18 protein-coding genes and 4 tRNA genes are annotated in these 17,236 nt (G+C 70.6%); 16 read left to right on the top strand and 6 right to left on the bottom strand.

What is annotated here, in order from left to right; all coding sequences use genetic code 11:
- Window positions 1-70: 70 nt before the first annotated feature.
- On the bottom strand, window positions 71-1,804 hold the full coding sequence (locus JHAT_RS05060) for an AIPR family protein (RefSeq protein ID WP_171990748.1): 1,734 nt from the start codon (window positions 1,802-1,804) through the stop codon (window positions 71-73).
- 248 nt (window positions 1,805-2,052) lie between these two features.
- On the opposite strand from JHAT_RS05060, the gene JHAT_RS34530 reads away from it, so the two are divergent.
- The 5 genes from JHAT_RS34530 (at window position 2,053) to JHAT_RS05040 (ending at window position 4,898) form a co-directional block, all read left to right on the top strand.
- Window positions 2,053-2,168 (top strand) — tRNA-Tyr (locus tag JHAT_RS34530).
- 408 nt (window positions 2,169-2,576) lie between these two features.
- Window positions 2,577-3,359, top strand: a complete 783-nt coding sequence (locus JHAT_RS05055; protein ID WP_143660357.1) for a hypothetical protein — start codon at window positions 2,577-2,579, stop codon at window positions 3,357-3,359.
- Window positions 3,360-3,435: 76 nt separating this feature from the next.
- Window positions 3,436-3,861, top strand: a complete 426-nt coding sequence (locus JHAT_RS05050) for a phage holin family protein (RefSeq protein ID WP_216353420.1) — start codon at window positions 3,436-3,438, stop codon at window positions 3,859-3,861.
- Window positions 3,837-4,550, top strand: a complete 714-nt coding sequence (locus JHAT_RS05045; protein ID WP_077796801.1) for a DUF3618 domain-containing protein — start codon at window positions 3,837-3,839, stop codon at window positions 4,548-4,550. The genes JHAT_RS05050 and JHAT_RS05045 overlap by 25 nt, the downstream gene beginning before the upstream one ends.
- A gap of 135 nt (window positions 4,551-4,685) precedes the next feature.
- Window positions 4,686-4,898, top strand: coding sequence for a hypothetical protein (locus tag JHAT_RS05040; protein WP_077796800.1), 213 nt, complete (start codon window positions 4,686-4,688; stop codon window positions 4,896-4,898).
- 30 nt (window positions 4,899-4,928) lie between these two features.
- On the opposite strand, the gene JHAT_RS05035 is transcribed toward JHAT_RS05040, so the two are convergent.
- Complete coding sequence (locus tag JHAT_RS05035) at window positions 4,929-5,585, bottom strand: NAD(P)H-binding protein (RefSeq protein WP_077796799.1); 657 nt, start codon at window positions 5,583-5,585, stop codon at window positions 4,929-4,931.
- A 199-nt stretch (window positions 5,586-5,784) separates the two neighbouring features.
- Entirely contained in the window at window positions 5,785-7,059 is a 1,275-nt protein-coding gene (locus tag JHAT_RS05030) for an amidohydrolase family protein (RefSeq protein WP_077796798.1), read from the bottom strand.
- A gap of 252 nt (window positions 7,060-7,311) precedes the next feature.
- Between JHAT_RS05030 and JHAT_RS05025 the strand changes: the two genes are divergently transcribed.
- The 8 genes from JHAT_RS05025 (at window position 7,312) to JHAT_RS04990 (ending at window position 12,314) form a co-directional block, all read left to right on the top strand.
- Window positions 7,312-7,384, top strand: a tRNA-Thr gene (locus tag JHAT_RS05025).
- A 46-nt stretch (window positions 7,385-7,430) separates the two neighbouring features.
- A tRNA-Met gene (locus tag JHAT_RS05020) sits at window positions 7,431-7,503 on the top strand.
- An 89-nt stretch (window positions 7,504-7,592) separates the two neighbouring features.
- Window positions 7,593-7,757 (top strand): 50S ribosomal protein L33, encoded by a 165-nt coding sequence (gene rpmG, locus JHAT_RS05015; protein ID WP_003948671.1) that lies wholly within the window; start codon window positions 7,593-7,595, stop codon window positions 7,755-7,757.
- A 119-nt stretch (window positions 7,758-7,876) separates the two neighbouring features.
- Window positions 7,877-8,329: a MaoC family dehydratase N-terminal domain-containing protein gene (locus tag JHAT_RS05010; RefSeq protein ID WP_077796797.1), complete on the top strand. Its 453-nt coding sequence runs from the start codon at window positions 7,877-7,879 to the stop codon at window positions 8,327-8,329.
- Window positions 8,330-8,336: 7 nt separating this feature from the next.
- Window positions 8,337-8,789: a MaoC family dehydratase gene (locus JHAT_RS05005; RefSeq protein ID WP_077796796.1), complete on the top strand. Its 453-nt coding sequence runs from the start codon at window positions 8,337-8,339 to the stop codon at window positions 8,787-8,789.
- Window positions 8,790-8,951: 162 nt separating this feature from the next.
- Window positions 8,952-9,539: a TetR/AcrR family transcriptional regulator gene (locus tag JHAT_RS05000; protein ID WP_077796795.1), complete on the top strand. Its 588-nt coding sequence runs from the start codon at window positions 8,952-8,954 to the stop codon at window positions 9,537-9,539.
- Window positions 9,540-9,663: 124 nt separating this feature from the next.
- Window positions 9,664-11,127 (top strand): MFS transporter, encoded by a 1,464-nt coding sequence (locus tag JHAT_RS04995; protein WP_077796794.1) that lies wholly within the window; start codon window positions 9,664-9,666, stop codon window positions 11,125-11,127.
- Between the two features lie 131 nt (window positions 11,128-11,258).
- Window positions 11,259-12,314 carry a UDP-N-acetylmuramate dehydrogenase gene (locus JHAT_RS04990; RefSeq protein WP_077796793.1) on the top strand — a complete coding sequence of 352 codons (1,056 nt, stop codon included), beginning with the start codon at window positions 11,259-11,261 and terminating at the stop codon, window positions 12,312-12,314.
- A gap of 104 nt (window positions 12,315-12,418) precedes the next feature.
- On the opposite strand, the gene JHAT_RS04985 is transcribed toward JHAT_RS04990, so the two are convergent.
- Window positions 12,419-13,051 (bottom strand): NAD(P)-dependent oxidoreductase, encoded by a 633-nt coding sequence (locus tag JHAT_RS04985; RefSeq protein WP_077796792.1) that lies wholly within the window; start codon window positions 13,049-13,051, stop codon window positions 12,419-12,421.
- Between the two features lie 104 nt (window positions 13,052-13,155).
- Here JHAT_RS04985 and JHAT_RS04980 point away from each other — a divergent pair, with 104 nt between their 5' ends.
- Complete coding sequence (locus JHAT_RS04980) at window positions 13,156-13,767, top strand: TetR/AcrR family transcriptional regulator (RefSeq protein WP_077796791.1); 612 nt, start codon at window positions 13,156-13,158, stop codon at window positions 13,765-13,767.
- A gap of 308 nt (window positions 13,768-14,075) precedes the next feature.
- Here the strand turns inward: JHAT_RS04980 and JHAT_RS04975 are convergent, their stop codons facing one another.
- Together JHAT_RS04975 and JHAT_RS04970 are read right to left on the bottom strand one after the other, a co-directional pair.
- Entirely contained in the window at window positions 14,076-15,116 is a 1,041-nt protein-coding gene (locus JHAT_RS04975) for an adenosine deaminase (protein ID WP_077796790.1), read from the bottom strand.
- A gap of 123 nt (window positions 15,117-15,239) precedes the next feature.
- Complete coding sequence (locus tag JHAT_RS04970) at window positions 15,240-16,466, bottom strand: pyridoxal phosphate-dependent aminotransferase (RefSeq protein ID WP_077796789.1); 1,227 nt, start codon at window positions 16,464-16,466, stop codon at window positions 15,240-15,242.
- 270 nt (window positions 16,467-16,736) lie between these two features.
- On the opposite strand from JHAT_RS04970, the gene JHAT_RS04965 reads away from it, so the two are divergent.
- Together JHAT_RS04965 and secE are read left to right on the top strand one after the other, a co-directional pair.
- Window positions 16,737-16,809: transfer RNA gene (locus JHAT_RS04965), tRNA-Trp, on the top strand.
- Window positions 16,810-16,917: 108 nt separating this feature from the next.
- Window positions 16,918-17,205, top strand: coding sequence for a preprotein translocase subunit SecE (gene secE, locus JHAT_RS04960; RefSeq protein WP_077796788.1), 288 nt, complete (start codon window positions 16,918-16,920; stop codon window positions 17,203-17,205).
- Window positions 17,206-17,236: the final 31 nt, after the last annotated feature.

Here is a 17,236-nt window from a genome sequence, read left to right as displayed (position 1 = left end):
GTGCACACCAGAGTAGCGGTGCATGCAAGGCGGCTGCTTGCTGCCTGGGAGGCGCTGGCTCAGCGATCGTCTAGGGGCGACTCGAAGAGTGATTAGGCTGCACACCGAGTGCATTCTTAAGGGAGTCTGTGAATGACCGAGTCTTCGCAATATCGAGCGCCAACGGTGTGTCGTTCAGAGCACGCTCTACCGCGTCGGCTGCTCGCATGAAAGCGTCGGTTGCTTTTGTGTTGTCCCAAAGGACTTCACAAATTGCCGCACAGTACTTCTCGATCCTGTTGGCGCTCAGCGCGGGCATTTCTGTTCCGCCAGCAATGTACCGAAGGGCCATCAACAGGTGGTACCGTGCCGGTTTGTACTTCACCGGTACGGGGCCATTGCGGAAGAGAAACTCCAACTTGAAGTGGGCGTATGCCGACACGTAGTAAGGGTCTAGCTTGTGCCCATCGTTGAAGATTCTGCTACCGACTTGCGTTTGCAGGTCGGCGTAGTAGCTGATTGATCGATGCGGCTCGTCCAGGAACATTGCCGCAAACGATCGAATCTGCTGCGATTTGGTAATAATGCGCACTTTCTTGATGCCCGATACCGCGTTGTACTGTTTCGAGCGGCGCTCGTAATACAGGCGCTGATCGTTGTTGTAGGAACTCAAAAACTTTTCGAGTTTCTTGGCGAAGGCGCCGAGGGCATAGAGGTCTTCGTTCGTCACCTGGGTTTGACGATTGGTTGCGGTGACAATCGAATTGACTACGTCTTCGTCCTGTGTCGCCACGATCTTCAGCGGGACCTGGACCTGCTCAGTCAGGTGTTCTTTTTGGTCAAATAGGACGTGACTTGTTTGGCAGCCGTTCACGATCTGATAGTCGGTGATTGCGACCTTGTCCCGAGTGGTGGACAGTTCGCGGGCTACGATGGTGATTCCGTTGTTCAGTACAACGAATCTACCCTTCGCTGCTTCGTCTGCCAGCGTGCGTTGAATATCAGCGTTGACATCATTGTCGTACTCCTGGAAGTCCCGAACATTGTCATTGAACAGGGATTTCCTGATGTTTCCGGCGCTGTCCGAGACGATCTTGATGAACTCTGGAGCGGAGATCACTCCCAGGTACGACTCTGTGACGCCGGCGATGTCGGGAAGGAGAACTTTGCTCGGGAAAGAGAATTCCGTGGTAACGCTGTTCTTGCTGCGAAGATAACTCGCGTGCACCTCGTCAGCGCCCATGGGGTGAAACGCTACTTCGGAGAACAATCCAGTCGTCTTCAGCTGGGCTACCCGCTTGGCGACCTTTGCCTCTAGGTACTGGTCGGAAGACCACTGTCCCGTCGTGACGTAGCTCAGGCGGCATTGCGGCTTCGCCCGGCGAAAGCGAAGACTGTTGTCGTAGATTGATTGCATCAAGTTGCGAGCCAGGACGACTGAGTCGTTCATGGGGAGTGATGGGGTTTCCGAAAAGAACTCGTCGACACCATCGAAGAAGGTCATGATTTGCTCGCCAGCGAAAGTGCTCGATGTTTTCGCCTGAATGAAGCAGAAGGTTACGTCGAGTGAGCCGTTTACCTTCAGGAGCCCTTCCATGTCCTCTGTGGAATTGATCAGACTTCCGTTGACGATCACTCCAATTCCGTCGATTCCCAGGTCGTCTCCGCCGCCCGTGTGGACGTCGGTGACGTTGAACTCATCGTCATATGAATCTGAGATTACGCAATAGTCGGCGAATAGCTCGAAGGCATCTGAATCGCTTAGTTTTTCGATGGACTGCTCAGCGCGGAAGGCGTCCAGATATGCTTTAGTTACGCGGTCCATCGATCCCCCCAGGGAAGTCTGCGCGCGACGGCGACTAAGCCGGATCGTACCCCCGTACGGTGCGGAAGCGGGATACTTCGCATCATCTGGCACCTCACTGCTTATCCGGGCTTCGTCCATTGGCGCGAGTCGCGACTGGCAGTGTCATGCGCGACGCCCGCAGTGGCACGCCTGTGGCTCGTGATCCTGGTGCGACCTGCCCGCTGGGCGGGCCCCGCCAGGGACGGTTGGTTGACTGCCAGGTGTGGGGCAGGTGTGGGGCAATACGACAAGGTGCAGGTGTTCGTGCCGGTCAGGCGCGTGACCAGCGCAGACTGTAAATCTGCCGGCTCAGCCTTCCCAGGTTCGAATCCTGGCGCCGCCACACGACCGAAAGGGTCTGTGACCAGCAGCAATGCTGATCACAGACCCTTTCGTCGTTCACGGGTCCGCGAGGCCGCCCGGGCCGTCAGCCGGTTGCCGCCTTGCCGCCCTCCGCGTGGAAGCGGCGAACCAGCCTCTTGTTCTCTTCGGCTTCCCTTCGGCCGACGCAGGAACCCCTCCGCACGCTTCCCGAGTTGCTGGAACCGGCGCACACGACCGGAACCGTCACCCCAGGCCACCAGGCGTCACCGCCGCCGCGCCGAGCCACCGGGTGCGATGAACCGGAAGCAGCCGTGCCGTAAGTCGACGAGGCGTTTTCCGTCCTGGAGCAGGGGGACTCGAACCGTGTCGAAAGCTCACATACAAGACTTTTCGGCACATGCGTCTCTTCGATTCACCAGGAGGAGCCTTGAGCGACTTCCAGCGCACGAACCGTCCCGGTGACAGCAGAGCGGCGGCAGTGGCAGAGACGGCACAGCAGAAGGCGGGCGAGAGCGCCGGGCTCGTCGGTGACAAGGCCAGCGAGGTGGCGGGCACCGCGAGGGAACAGGCGGCGCACACCGCGGACGAGGCCGTCGCCCAGGCCCGCGACTTCGTGGAGGAGGTACGCGCCCAGCTCCAGGACCAGGCACAGTCGCAGACGAGGCATCTGGCGGAGAACGTGCGCCGCCTCGCCGAGGACCTGCAGGACATGGACCGGCGCGGTCGGCCGGACTCCAGTGCCTCCGGAGTCGTGCGGTACCTGGCCGACGGCGGTCACAAGGTGGCGTCCCGTCTGGAGGAACGCGGACCTGACGGACTGATCGACGACCTCCGCGACTTCGCGCGGCGCCGCCCGGGCGTCTTCCTGGCCGGAGCGGCGCTGGCGGGCTTCGCCGTCGCGCGCGCCGGCAAGGGAGTGAGCGCGGCGGGCTCGGGCCCGGGCGCCACCGGGCGGGCCGGCCCGGACGGGACACCCTCCACGTCGGCCGTGCCCCCGGTATCGGAGGCGTCCAGCCCCGAGGCACTCGGCCGCGGCGCGTCCGGCGCGCCCACCGCCTACGGTGAGGACCCGCTGGACACCTACGGGCAGTCCCAGCCGCCGCACTACACCCCCGGTGACGGGCGCGGCCCCACCACCGGGCGGCCCACCGCGGCACCGCCGGCATCCACCACGCCACCGGTGCACACCGACCCGCGCCGACCGACCTGAGGAGCTGAGCGTGGCCACGTCGTACCGAGGACCCGGTACGGGCGAAGCGCGCCCGTACGCACCCTCGTCCCCGCCGGTGTCCGCACCACCCCCGCCGTCCTCCCCGCCCTCCACGGACGACCTGGGGCAGGCCTCGGTCGGTGACCTGATCGGGGAGATCAGTTCGGACGTCTCCCACCTGGTCCGTGACGAGATCGAGCTGGCCAAGGCGGAGATCAAGCAGGAGAGCACCAAGGCGGGCAAGGCCGTCGGGATGCTCGGCGGCGCCGGTTACGCCGGGCACGTCGTCATGCTCTTCGGCAGCCTCGCCGTCGTCTTCGCCCTCGCCAACGTGATGGACCCCGCCTGGGCGGCGCTCATCGTCACGGCGCTGTGGGCGGTGGCCGGCGCGGTGCTCTACGTCATCGGACGCAAACGGCTGAAGACGGTCAACGTCAAGCCCGAACAGACCGTGGAAACCCTCAAGGAGGACGCCCGATGGGCACGACACCCGACGAGCTGAGGACCGACGTCGAACGCCGACGCGCCCACCTGTCCCGCAACGTCGACCTTCTCGCCGAGAGGGTGACGCCCCGGAAGGTGGCCAGACGCAAGGCCGGCGCCGCACGCAACAGGCTGACCGGCATCAAGGAGACCGTGATGGGGACCGCGCAGAACGCCGTCGGAAACGTGTCGGAGACGGCACGGGACGTGACGGAGAGCACAGGTCAGGCCGTCCACAGCCTGTCGGACACCACCGGGCGTGCGGTCGGGCAGGCCGCAGGCACCGCCAAGGAGACCGCTGAGCAGGTCGGTGACGCCCTCCAGCAGACGCCGGATCAGGTCAGGCGGCAGACGCAGGGCAGTCCGCTGGCGGCCGGCCTCATCGCGTTCGGCGCCGGCATGCTGGCCGCCGCGCTGCTGCCGACCACGGCGACGGAGGAGCGCGCGGGTCGGCAACTGCGTGACCACTCGGAGGAGTTGCTCGAACCGGTCCAACGCCAGGCCACGCAGGCCGCGAAGGACGTCAAGGAGGAACTGCGCGAACCCGCCACCGAAGCGGTGGAGACGGTCAAGTCGACCGCGAAGGACGCCGCGCAGACCACCAGGGACCAGGCGCAGTCCGCCGGTCAGGACACCGTTCAGGGGCTGCGGGAGGCGGGGCAGGACACCGTGGACGAGGCTCGCGGCCGATCCGGCCCGGGGACGTGACGCCCGTCCGGAGGGGAAACCCGCTCGACCTGCCGGGCGGTCGTGGACCCGCGTGGTCCGCGGTTGCCCGGCCGTCCCGTCGTCCCTCCCCGCGCACCCCTCGGCCCTCGCCCTCGTGCGCCCTACGCTGGGGCCATGTCGTCGCGCCGCAGGACCTGCCCCGAGTGCCGTCGGGAGATCGCCGTCGTCGCCGGGCGCTTCGCGCGGCACGATCCGCCCGGGGCGCGGGCCGTCGGGGAGCTCGTGTCCTGCCCCGGCTCCCGGCGGTTCGCCGGGGCGGACGCCGCCCAGCCCACGCTGGACGGTTACGCCGTTCCGGAGTTCCCCGGGCAGCTGCCCCTGTTCTGAACGGGAGTCGGTTCCGGTCCTGAGCGGGCGTCAGTTACCGGCCACCGACTTCACCGCGACCGACACCGGCGCCGAGCCGCTGATCAGTTCGAGGGTCAGACCGGCCGTCGCCGGGGTGTCGACGAGTTCCGCCAGTACGGCCGCCACGTCGTCCCGCGGGATCGGGCCGCGGCCGGTGTGCGCCTCCAGGCGCACGAGGCCCGTGCCGGCGTCGTCCGTCAGCTGGCCGGGCCGCAGGATCGTCCAGTCCAGCGCGTCCTGCGCGCGCACGTACGCGTCGGCCTCGCCCTTGGCGCGCAGGTACGCGTCGAAGATCTCGTCCCCGGCGTGCTCCGGGTCCGCGCCCATGGACGACACGATCACGAGGCGTCGTACACCCGCCCGGACGGCCGCGTCAGCGAGGAGGACCGCAGCCGCCTTGTCCACCGTCTCCTTGCGGGCCGCCCCGCTGCCCGGGCCCGCGCCCGCCGCGAACACCGCCGCGTCCGCGTCCCGCAGCCGCTCCGCGACCTCCTCGACCGAGGCCGACTCGAGGTCCAGCACGACCGGTTCGGCACCCGCCGCACGCAGATCATCGGCCTGCTCGGCCTTGCGGATGATGCCCGCCACCTCGTCGCCGCGCGCGGCGAGCAACCGCTCCAGCCGCAGCGCGATCTGACCATGACCACCAGCGATGACAATGCGCATGTCTTCGACCGTACGCCCCGACGGCCGCCCGCGCCGCACGACTTCGACCACGCCCCGGCGCCCTCGGTGCCCCCGGCGCCCCTGCCACCCCCGGCACGCCTCGCGGGTCTCACTCCGGCGTACACCCGCCTCCGTTCCATCCGGCCCCGACCCCGCGCGCCGGACCTCCCGTACGCCCGCGCGGTCCCGCCCCCGCCCCTCAGGGCCGTTCCCCGCGCCCCTGCCGCGGCAGTCCCAGCTCCGCCGAGGTCGTCGAGTCGCCGTACTCCCGCACCGCGCTCGTCCGGGCCACCACCCGCCCCCGGTGCACCACGATCCGGCCGTAGGCCAACGACAGCGCGCCCGCGAGCCGGTCCCCGCGTACCGCGAGGAGCTCGGCCGGGAAGCCGGCCTCGACCCGCACCTCGGGCAGGCCCAGCGTGGCCCGTGCCGCTCCGCTCACGGCGTCGTACGCCTCCTCGGGCCGCAGTCCGTGGCGCGAGGCCAGCAGGTACGCCGCCTCCAGCGGGTCGCCGCGGCCGACCGGGTTGGACACGTCCCGCAGCGCCCCGCTCCCGGCGGCGACCCGTACCCCCGCGGCCCGCAACAGCCGTACCGGGGCGGTGCCCTCGCGGTGGGCGGCACCCCCGTCGCCGCCCTGGCCGCAGGGGCCCTGCGGCAGGCACAGCACGGCGATCCCGGCGGCCGCCAGCCGGTCCGCGGCCCGGGAGGCCACGTCGGCGGGCAGGCGGCCCAGGCCGTCGCAGGGCCCGACGGTCACCCCGGGACGCAGTCCGCCCGCCATGGCCGCGAGCCGGGCCAGCCGCGCCGGGTCGGCGGCGTCCGTGTGCAGGTCGACGGGACGGCCGTGCTCGGCGGCGACCTCCAGGACCGCCTCCACGTACCCCGCCGGATCGGGATCCAGGTCCGGGCACCCGCCCACCACGTCCGCGCCCATCTTGACCGCGTCCCGCAGCATCGCCAGCCCGTCGGCCCCGGCCACCCCGGTCAGCACCCTCGGCATGGCCACCGCCGTCAGCTCGGCCAGTCCGCGCAGCGCGCGCCGCGCCCGCAGCACGGCGAGCAGGGCGCCCAGCCCCGGGACGTCGCCCACCCGCACATGAGCCCGCAGCGCGGTCGCCCCGTGCCCCAGCTGGAGCAGGGCGGCCTCCGTGACCCGGCGCTGGACGTCCTCGGGCTCGTGGGAGACCGGGCCGGGGACGTCGGCCGTGAGCGCGGTGTCGCCGTGGGCGTGGGGTTCGGCGGGGGCGGGCAGGAGCAGGTACCCGGTGAGGTCGACCCGCGTGCCGGGCCCGGACGGGTGGGCCACCGCCAGGCTGCCGGCCGTGCCGACCGCCTCGATGCGCCCGCCGCACAGCCGTACGTCCACGATCCGGCCGTCGGCGAGCCGCGCCCCCGACAGCAGCAGCGAGCCGTGGCCGGCCGGGTCCGAGGGGAAGGACGAGTGGGGCGGCTGCGGCTGGCTGTCGGGCATCGCACTCCTCTGGGCTCGGGACTGCGCAGTGGCGAACGCAAGATCACGCAGAGTGCGGTCGAGCCTAGGACGGTGATCTGCCCGTGGCGCGGAGGAGCGCAAAAGTCGTACCGGCACCCGCCGCGCGCCGCGGGGGCCGGTGTGCGGGGCGGGGTGTCCGGGGTGTCCGGGGGGCTCGGGAACGGGACGGGGCAGGGTCGACGAAACGGATTTGGGCGAACGGCGGGCGACCGTGTAATGTCTTCATCGCTCGCCCCAATAGCTCAGTCGGCAGAGCGTCTCCATGGTAAGGAGAAGGTCAACGGTTCGATTCCGTTTTGGGGCTCTGATGTGAGAGGTTCCCGCCGCGAGGCGGGGCCCGATCGCATCGCAGCGGTGTAGCTCAGTCGGTAGAGCAAGCGGCTCATAATCGCTGTGTCACCGGTTCAAGTCCGGTCACCGCTACTTCTGGTAGCCGATTGCGGGGTCGGTCCTTCAATCGGCTACTCTTTCCTGCGTTAATACCATCAATCCGTTCGTCAAGGAGCACTCACGTGGCTGCCACCGACGTCCGCCCGAAGATCACGCTGGCCTGCGTGGAGTGCAAGGAGCGGAACTACATCACCAAGAAGAACCGGCGTAACAACCCGGACCGACTGGAGATGAAGAAGCACTGCCCGCGTTGCAACGCGCACACCGCGCACCGCGAAACGCGATAAATCAGGCTCGTACACGAGGCCGTCCCCGTACTTTGGGGGCGGCCTCGCGTCGTTGTGTCCGGCGGTGGCCGTCCGGACAGCAGCAGTAGTCGCAGACAGCAGCAGGAGGTTGCGAGCCCATGGCGCTCGACCAGTCGTTCGTGGGGCGGACCTATCCGCCCACCGCGCCCTACGAGGTGGGCCGGGAGAAGATCCGCGAGTTCGCGGAGGCGGTGGGTGACGCCAATCCGGCGTACACGGACACGGAGGCGGCCAAGGCGCTCGGGTATCCGGATGTGATCGCTCCGCCGACCTTCGTGTTCTCCATCACCTTCAAGGCGGCGGGGCAGGTCATCGAGGACCCGCAGCTCGGTCTGGACTACAGCCGGGTGGTGCACGGGGACCAGAAGTTCGCCTACGTCCGTCCGGTGCGGGCCGGTGACCGGCTCACGGTCACCTCCACCATCGAGGCGATCAAGTCGATGGCCGGCAACGACATACTGGACGTCCGCGGCGAGGTCCACGACGAGGCCGGTGAGCACGTCGTGACCGCCTGGACCAAGCTCGTGGCCCGTGCGGCCGAGGAGGCGTGAGCACCCCATGACGCAGCCCCACACGCATCCCGCGACCGCGAAGGTCGCGTACGACGACGTCGAGGTCGGTACCGAGCTGCCCGCGCAGAGCTTCCCCGTGGACCGCGCCGCACTCGTGCGCTACGCCGGCGCCTCCGGCGACTTCAACCCGATCCACTGGAACGAGAGGTTCGCCAAGGAGGTCGGCCTGCCGGACGTCATCGCGCACGGCATGTTCACCATGGCCGAGGCGATCCGCGTGGTGACCGACTGGACCGGCGACCCGGGCTCGGTCGTCGAGTACGGCGTCCGCTTCACCCGGCCGGTCGTCGTCCCGGACGACGACCGGGGCGCCGTGATCGAGGTCAGCGGCAAGGTCGCGGCCAAGCTCGACGGCAACACCGTCCGCGTCGACCTCACGGCCACCAGCGGCGGCCAGAAGGTCCTCGGCATGTCCCGCGCGGTCGTGCGACTCGCCTGACGGCCCCCGCGCGGCGGCCCGCCGCGTGCTCGGTGAGGGGCACCCTCCCCGGAGGGTGCCCCTCGCTCTCACCTCTTGCCCTTCGCCCCCCACCCCCTCGCCCCTCGCCGGGCACCGCACGGGACTTGACGAAGTTAGTGATTGAGCACTAACTTACTCCCCATGGTCAGGATGAGCGCAGAGGAACGGCGCGAGAGCGTCATCCGTGCGGCGATGAGCGAGTTCGCCCGGGGCGGCTACTACGGCACGTCCACCGAGGCCATCGCCAAGCGGGTGGGCGTCTCCCAGCCGTACCTCTTCCGGCTCTTCCCGAGCAAGAAGGCGATCTTCCTGGCGGTGGCCGAACGCTGCCTCCAGGACATGCGCCGGGTCTTCGAGTCGGCGTCCGAGGGTCTGCACGGCGAAGAGGCCCTCGCGTCCATGGCCGAGGCCTACACCCGCCTGATCAGCGAGCAGCCCGAGAGGCTCCAGATGCAGTTGCAGGTGTACGTCACGGTCGCGGCGGCCGAGGCGGAGGGCGACCACGAGTTCGGCGAGATGGTCCGCAGCGGCTGGATGGAGCTCTGGGACGCCGTTCACCTGCCCCTCGGCGGCGACGTCGAGAGGACGGCGGACTTCATGGCGTACGGCATGCTCATCAACACCCTGGCCGGCATGGGCTTCCCGCCGGAGCACCGGGTCTGGGGCGGCTTCCACACCAAGCCGCACCGCACCGGTGCGCAGGGCCGGCAGGGGCAGGAGACCGCGTAGGGGGTGCGGCGGCGCCGTCACGGGCCCTTCCGCACACCTCTGCGCACCCTCTGTACACCCTCAAAAGTTAGTCATCAATCACTAATTCAATCACCGCAGGCAGTGAACACCCTCTGGGGGAGAGATGTCACAGCACAGCGCACGCCGCGGGGGAGCAGGCTGGGCCCTCGTCGTCACCAGCGTCGCCGGTTTCATGGCGGCCCTGGACAACCTCGTCGTCACCACCGCACTGCCCTCCATCCGGGAGGACCTGGGCGGGGGGCTGCACGACCTGGAATGGACCGTCAGCGCCTACACGCTCACCTTCGCGGTGCTGCTGATGTTCGGCGCGGCCCTCGGCGACCGCTTCGGCCGCCGCAGGCTCTTCCTGGTCGGCCTCACCGTCTTCACCGGTGCCTCCGCCGCCGCGGCCATGGCGTCCGGCATCGACTCCCTCATCGCCGCCCGGGCGGTCCAGGGCGTCGGCGCGGCGATCATGATGCCGCTCACGCTGACCCTGCTGACGGCCGCCGTGCCCGCCGAACGGCGCGGAATGGCGTACGGCATCTGGGGCGCCGTCAACGGGCTCGCCGTGGCCTCCGGCCCGCTGGTCGGCGGCAGCCTCACCGAGCACATCTCCTGGCAGTGGATCTTCTGGCTGAACGTCCCCCTGGGGCTCGCCCTGCTGCCGCTCGCCCGCCTCCGCCTCGCCGAGTCGCACGGCACCGGCGCGCCGCTCGACCTCCCCGGCACGCTGCTCGCCAGCGGCGGTCTCTTCGGCATCGTCTACGGCCTGATCCGCGGCCCGGTGGACGGCTGGACCGGCACCGTGGTGCTGATCGCCCTGCTCGTCGGTGCCGCGCTGCTCGCCGGCTTCGTCCTCTACAGCACCCGCGCCAGGAACCCCATGCTCCCCATGCGGCTGTTCCGTTCCCGGGCCTTCTCCGGCATCAACGCGGCGAGCCTGCTGATGTTCCTGGGGATGTTCGGCTCGATCTTCCTGCTCAGCCAGTACATGCAGGGCGTGCTCGGCTACTCGCCCACCGAGGCGGGCCTGCGCATGCTGCCCTGGACCGGCATGCCCATGCTGGTCGCGCCGATCGCCGGCATCCTCTCGGACCGGATCGGCGGACGCCCGGTCGTCGCCACCGGGCTCCTGCTGCAGGCGCTCGGTCTCGGCTACCTCGCCTCCGTGATCACGGCCGACGCCACCTACGCGATCCAGCTGCCCGGTCTGATCATCAGCGGGATCGGCATGGCCCTCTACTTCGCCCCGGCCTCCGCCCTGGTGATGTCCAGCGTCGCCCCGAAGGAGCAGGGCATCGCCTCCGGCACCAACAACGCCCTGCGCGAGGTGGGCGGCGCGCTCGGCATCGCGGTCATGTCCTCGATCTTCGCGGCCCAGGGCGGTTACGAGTCCGGGCAGTCCTTCGTCGACGGGCTGCGGCCCGCGGTCGCGGTGGGCGCCGCGGTGGTGGCCCTCGGCGGTGTCGCGGCCCTGCTGGTCCCGGCCCGCCACCGGGACGACCACGCGCTCACGGACGGGCCCGCGACGGCGCCCGCCACCGCACCGGTGCTCGCCGCGTCGGGGGACCCGGCCGCGCGCTGACCGGCCCGCACAGGGAGCCCCGCGCTCCCGCCCCGCTACGGGACCCCACCCCGGAGGAAGCGCCCCGGCCGGCCGGCCGGGGCGCTTCCCGTCGCCCCGAGCCGCCGGTGCCGTCTCGTAGTCTTGGGCCCGTGCAGGAAATCCACGACGCGCCCCTCGCCCCGCTGACCACCTTCCGGCTCGGCGGCCCCGCGACCCGGCTGATCACGGCCACCACCGACGCCGAGGTGATCGCCGCCGTCCGCGAGGCCGACGACACCGGCACCCCCCTGCTGCTGATCGGCGGCGGATCCAACCTGGTCATCGGCGACAAGGGCTTCGACGGCACGGCCCTGCACATCGCCACGCGCGGCTTCTCACTGGACGGCACGACGCTGGAACTCGCGGCCGGCGAGGTGTGGAGCGACGCCGTCGCCCGCACCGTCGAGGCCGGACTCGCCGGTGTCGAGTGCCTGGCCGGCATCCCCGGCTCGGCGGGCGCCACCCCCATCCAGAACGTGGGGGCGTACGGCCAGGAGGTCTCCGCCACGATCGCCGAGGTGGTCGCCTACGACCGCAGGAACCGCGAGACGGTCACCCTCGCCAACGCCGACTGCGCCTTCGCCTACCGCCACAGCCGCTTCAAGGCCGAACCCGAGCGGTACGTCGTCCTGCGCGTCCGCTTCGCGCTGGAGGACGCCGGCGGACTCTCCGCCCCCCTGCGCTACGCCGAGACGGCCCGCGCGCTCGGCGTCGAGCCCGGCGACCGGGTGCCGCTGTCCGTCGCCCGCGAGACCGTGCTGAAACTGCGCGCCGGCAAGGGCATGGTCCTGGACCCCGAGGACCACGACACCTGGTCGGCCGGGTCCTTCTTCACCAACCCGATCCTCACCGACGAGGAGTTCGCCGCCTTCCGCGCCCGCGTGGACGAGCGGCTCGGTGCGGACGTCGAGCCGCCCGCCTTCCCGGCGGGGGAGGGCCGCGTCAAGACCTCCGCGGCCTGGCTGATCGACAAGGCCGGCTTCACCAAGGGCTACGGCGCCGGCCCCGCGCGCATCTCCACCAAGCACACCCTCGCCCTCACCAACCGCGGCGAGGCGACCACGGAGGACCTGCTCGCCCTGGCCCGCGAGGTCGTCGCCGGCGTCCACGAGGCGTTCGGCGTCACGCTGGTCAACGAGCCGGTGACGGTGGGCGTCAGCCTCTGACCCCTGTCGTCGGGCCCCCGCCCGCCCCGCGGCGCCGGGCACGCTCCCCGGGGGGGGTGCCCCCACGCGCCGCGCCGAGCCGGGCCGCGGGGGCCCGCAGCGGCTCAGTAGGCCACGCCCACGCCCTGCTTCACCGTCCCCGTGTCCGCGATCAGGGCCAGCATCGCGTGGGCCACGTCGGCCCGTCCGATGAACCGGCCCTTGGCGGGGAAGCCGCCCACGACGGTCCGGTACCGGCCGGTGACCGGCTTGTCGCGCAGGCGCGGCGGCCGTACGACCGTCCAGTCCGTGGCGCTGCGGGCCAGCTCGGCCTCCATCTCCCGCAGGTCGGCGTAGACGTCCTTGAGGACCGTCGACACGATGCCGAGCACCCCGCGGTCCAGCAGTCCCGCGCCCTCCGGCTCCGGTCCGACCGGGGCGGCGCTCACCACCAGCAGCCGGCGCACGCCCTCCGCCTCCATCGCACCGAGCACCGTGCGCGTCAGCCGGGTGGCGACGCCGGCGTCCTTCCGGCTGCGCGCGCCGAGCCCGGACAGCACGGCGTCCCGGCCGGCCACCGCGGGCCGCACCGCCGCCGGGTCCCTCAGATCGGCGCGGACCACCTCCAGACCCTCGCCGGTGACCGGCAGCCGCGCGGGATCCCGGACGACCGCCGTGACCTGGTGCCCCGCGTCCAGCGCCTGCCGGACCACCTCCCGTCCGATCCCGCCCGTGGCTCCGAAAACCGTCAGCCTCATGACGTACCCCGCATCTCCTGGACGGTGGGTGAGTGTTTACTCACCCCGGCTTCCTCTAGGGTGAGTAAACACTCACCCACTCGTCAAGCCCGGTTGGAGCCGCCATGCCGTCCGGCACGCCGACCCGCGAGCGCATCCTGGACGCCGCGCACGAGCTGATGCTCACCCTCGGCCTCGCCCGCGTCACCACCAAGGAGATCGCCAGGGCGGCCGACTGCTCCGAGGCCGCGCTCTACAAGCACTTCTCCGGCAAGGAGGAGCTCTTCGTCCGGGTGCTCACCGAGCGGCTGCCCCGGCTCACCCCGCTGCTCGACTCCCTCGCCGCCGAGCCCGGCCGCGGCACCCTCCGGGAGAACCTCACCGAGATCGTCCACCAGGCCGCCCTCTTCTACGAGCAGAGCTTCCCGATCGCCGCCTCCCTGTACGCCGAGACGCAGCTCAAGCGGCGGCACGACGACGCGATGCGGCAGAGGGGATCCGGGCCGCACGTGCCGATCCAGGGCCTCGACGCCTACCTCCGCGCCGAACGGGACGCCGGCCGGATCCGCGCGGACGCCGACACCTTCGCCGCCGCCTCCCTCCTCCTCGGCGCCTGCGCACAGCGCGCCTTCGCCTACGACGCCGTCCCGGACGGCGGTCGGCCCCCGGCGGACGCGTTCGCGCGCCGGCTCGTGGCCACGCTGCTGGACGGAATCGCCGTCACCACGACGGCCTGAACCGGAGCGCCGGGCCGTTCTCCACCGCGTGCTCACGCCGCACGACCGTGCACGGCCCGCCGCGCGACGGCGTACCGCCCGACCAGGGGCGGGGCGAGAACCGGTCGACCTGGTGCCGACGCCCCCGGAGACCGGCCTGCGTCCCACCGGACGGCCCCGATCCGCGCCGCGGGCCGGGACACGGCACACCGCTCACCGTCCGGACCGACGAGACGCGCACGGCCCGCGACGCCCGGCCCCGGGCCCCGGCCCGTGGCGACACCCGCAGACCGTGACCGCCTCCGCGGCGTACCCGCCGTACGCCCGCTTCAGGCGGCCGGGGCGCTGAGCCAGGCGTCGATCCCCGCCAGCAGCCCGTTCTTCACGTCCTCGGGCGCCGCCGAGCCCCGCACCGACTGCCGGGCCAGTTCCGCCAGCTCCGCGTCCGTGAAGCCGTGGTGCTCCCGCGCGATCTCGTACTGCGCCGCGAGCCGCGAGCCGAACAGCAACGGGTCGTCCGCGCCGAGCGCCATCGGCACCCCCGCCTCGAACAGGGTCCGCAGCGGCACGTCCTCCGGCTTCTCGTACACGCCGAGGGCCACGTTCGAGGCCGGACACACCTCGCAGGTCACCTGCCGGTCCGCGAGCCGCTTCAGCAACCGCGGGTCCTCCGCCGCCCGCACGCCGTGCCCGATCCGGTCCGCCTCCAGGTCGTCCAGGCAGTCCCGCACCGACGCCGGGCCGGTCAGCTCGCCGCCGTGCGGCGCCGACAGCAGCCCGCCCTCGCGCGCGATCGCGAACGCCCGGTCGAAGTCCCGGGCCATGCCGCGCCGCTCGTCGTTCGACAGCCCGAAACCGACCACGCCCCGGTCCGCGTACCGCACGGCCAGCCGGGCCAGCGTGCGCGCGTCCAGCGGATGCTTCATCCGGTTCGCGGCCACCAGCACCCGCATCCCGATCCCGGTGTCCCGCACCGTCGTCTCCACCGCGTCCAGGATGACCTCCAACGCCGGGATCAGCCCACCCAGCCGCGGCGCGTACGACGTCGGGTCCACCTGGATCTCCAGCCAGCCCGAGCCGTCCCGCAGGTCCTCCTCCGCGGCCTCCCGGACCAGCCGCCGGATGTCCTCCGGCTCCTGCAGACACGACCGCGCCGCGTCGTACAGCCGCTGGAAGCGGAACCAGCCCCGCTCGTCCGTCGCCCGCAGCTTCGGCGACTCCCCGGCGCCCAGCGCCTCGGTCAGGGACTCGGGCAGCCGCACACCGTGCTTGTCGGCCAGTTCCAGCAGGGTGGCGGGCCGCATCGACCCGGTGAAGTGCAGGTGCAGATGGGCCTTCGGCAGCTCAGAGAGATCACGTACACGCTCCATTCCGTGATCCTGCCGCACGACACGCCCGGTCCGACAGCACTTTCCCCGTACGTGGTCTTGCTCGTACAAACACAGCAGGCCCTCACCGGAACGTTCCGGTGAGGGCCTGCCGAGAAGCGCCCCTCAGGCCCTGGCCTCCGCCAGCAGCTTCTGGATCCGGCTCACGCCCTCGACGAGGTCCTCGTCGCCGAGCGCGTACGACAGCCGCAGGTAACCGGGCGTGCCGAAGGCCTCGCCGGGCACCACCGCGACCTCGGCCTCCTCCAGGATCAGCGCGGCCAGCTCGACGGTGTCCTGCGGACGCTTGCCGCGGATCTCCTTGCCGAGCAGGTCCTTCACCGACGGGTAGGCGTAGAACGCGCCCTCCGGCTCCGGGCACAGCACGCCGTCGATCTCGTTGAGCATCCGCACGATGGTCCGGCGGCGCCGGTCGAACGCCTCCCGCATCTTCGCCACGGCGTCCAGGTCACCGGAGACCGCGGCGAGCGCCGCCGCCTGGGCGACGTTGGACACGTTGGACGTGGCGTGCGACTGGAGGTTCGTCGCGGCCTTGACGACGTCCTTCGGGCCGATGACCCAGCCGACCCGCCAGCCGGTCATGGCGTACGTCTTGGCGACGCCGTTGACCACGATGCACTTGTCGCGCAGCTCGGGCAGGATCGCCGGCATGGACACGGAGGAGGCGTCCCCGTAGACCAGGTGCTCGTAGATCTCGTCGGTCAGCACCCACAGCCCGTGCTCGACGGCCCAGCGGCCGATCGCCTCGGTCTCGGCCTCCGTGTACACGGCGCCGGTCGGGTTGGAGGGCGAGACGAAGAGGACGACCTTGGTCTTCTCCGTGCGCGCGGCCTCCAGCTGCTCCACGCTCACCCGGTAGCCGGTCGTCTCGTCGGCGACCACCTCGACCGGCACACCGCCGGCCAGCCGGATCGACTCCGGGTACGTCGTCCAGTACGGCGCCGGGACGATGACCTCGTCGCCCGGGTCGAGGATCGCGGCGAACGCCTCGTAGATGGCCTGCTTGCCGCCGTTGGTGACCAGGATCTGCGACGGGTCGACCTCGTAGCCCGAGTCGCGCAGCGTCTTCGCGGCGATCGCGGCCTTCAGCTCGGGCAGTCCGCCGGCCGGCGTGTAGCGGTGGAACTTCGGGTTCTTGCAGGCCTCGATCGCGGCCTCGACGATGTAGTCCGGAGTCGGGAAGTCGGGTTCACCGGCGCCGAAGCCGATCACCGGTCGCCCGGCGGCCTTGAGGGCCTTGGCCTTGGCGTCCACGGCGAGGGTGGCGGACTCGGAGATCGCGCCGACTCGGGCGGAGACCCGGCGCTCGGTGGGAGGGATTGCAGCGCTCATGGACCCATCGTTCCAGACCGGAAACCTCCCCGGCACACGGGTTTCACGGACTGAACAGGACCGGGCACACGCCTGAACACCAGTCCGGATCCACGGCGCGGAACGGGCGATCTCCGGCCGGTGATCGCCGACGGAGCGGCCCGTGGACTCTTTCTGTTCGACGCCCGGCCCTCGAGCACGTACACTCTCACCTCGTTGGCCTTCAGCGGGCCGCACACACTCGGTGCCCACGAGCACCCGGGCGGATGCGGTACGTTGGGGGACACACAAAGGGTCGTAGCTCAATTGGTAGAGCACTGGTCTCCAAAACCAGCGGTTGGGGGTTCAAGTCCCTCCGGCCCTGCTACACACACCTTCGCCAGGATGTGTGCGCATGTACGTACAGCAATGCAACGCCGTGCGGCTCAGACCGGGCGCGGCACGGCCACGACCCGGAATCAGGTGAGGACGAGTGACGGACGCCGTGGGCTCCATCGACATGCCTGATGCCCAGGACGAGGCGCCGAACTCCGACAAGAAGCCCCGCAAGGGCGGCAAGCGGGCCAAGAAGGGTCCGCTGAAGCGTCTTGCGCTCTTCTACCGCCAGATCGTCGCGGAGTTGCGCAAGGTCGTCTGGCCCAGCCGTAACCAGCTGACGACGTACACCGCCGTGGTGATCATGTTCGTGGTCATCATGATCGGCCTGGTGACTCTGATTGACTATGGCTTCAGCCACGCCGCCAAGTACGTCTTCGGCTGAGCCGAGAGCGAAGGGCGCCGAGGTACCCGGC

The organism is Streptomyces sp. JHA26 (assembly GCF_002005565.1).
Taxonomy (GTDB): domain Bacteria; phylum Actinomycetota; class Actinomycetes; order Streptomycetales; family Streptomycetaceae; genus Streptomyces.
Note: the sequence above shows the minus strand (reverse complement) of the source record. Positions and strands in the feature narration are given on the sequence as shown.

Coding starts and splice junctions, on each gene's coding strand:
- JHAT_RS05005 (WP_077796796.1), top strand. CDS start 8,337: ATGACGCAGCCCCACACGCATCCCGCGACCGCGAAGGTCGCGTACGAC.
- JHAT_RS05035 (WP_077796799.1), bottom strand. CDS start 5,585: ATGCGCATTGTCATCGCTGGTGGTCATGGTCAGATCGCGCTGCGGCTG.
- JHAT_RS04975 (WP_077796790.1), bottom strand. CDS start 15,116: ATGGAGCGTGTACGTGATCTCTCTGAGCTGCCGAAGGCCCATCTGCAC.
- JHAT_RS04995 (WP_077796794.1), top strand. CDS start 9,664: ATGTCACAGCACAGCGCACGCCGCGGGGGAGCAGGCTGGGCCCTCGTC.
- JHAT_RS05045 (WP_077796801.1), top strand. CDS start 3,837: ATGGGCACGACACCCGACGAGCTGAGGACCGACGTCGAACGCCGACGC.
- JHAT_RS05000 (WP_077796795.1), top strand. CDS start 8,952: ATGGTCAGGATGAGCGCAGAGGAACGGCGCGAGAGCGTCATCCGTGCG.
- JHAT_RS05030 (WP_077796798.1), bottom strand. CDS start 7,059: ATGCCCGACAGCCAGCCGCAGCCGCCCCACTCGTCCTTCCCCTCGGAC.
- JHAT_RS05040 (WP_077796800.1), top strand. CDS start 4,686: ATGTCGTCGCGCCGCAGGACCTGCCCCGAGTGCCGTCGGGAGATCGCC.
- JHAT_RS05060 (WP_171990748.1), bottom strand. CDS start 1,804: ATGGACCGCGTAACTAAAGCATATCTGGACGCCTTCCGCGCTGAGCAG.
- JHAT_RS04980 (WP_077796791.1), top strand. CDS start 13,156: ATGCCGTCCGGCACGCCGACCCGCGAGCGCATCCTGGACGCCGCGCAC.
- JHAT_RS05010 (WP_077796797.1), top strand. CDS start 7,877: ATGGCGCTCGACCAGTCGTTCGTGGGGCGGACCTATCCGCCCACCGCG.
- JHAT_RS04970 (WP_077796789.1), bottom strand. CDS start 16,466: ATGAGCGCTGCAATCCCTCCCACCGAGCGCCGGGTCTCCGCCCGAGTC.
- JHAT_RS04985 (WP_077796792.1), bottom strand. CDS start 13,051: ATGAGGCTGACGGTTTTCGGAGCCACGGGCGGGATCGGACGGGAGGTG.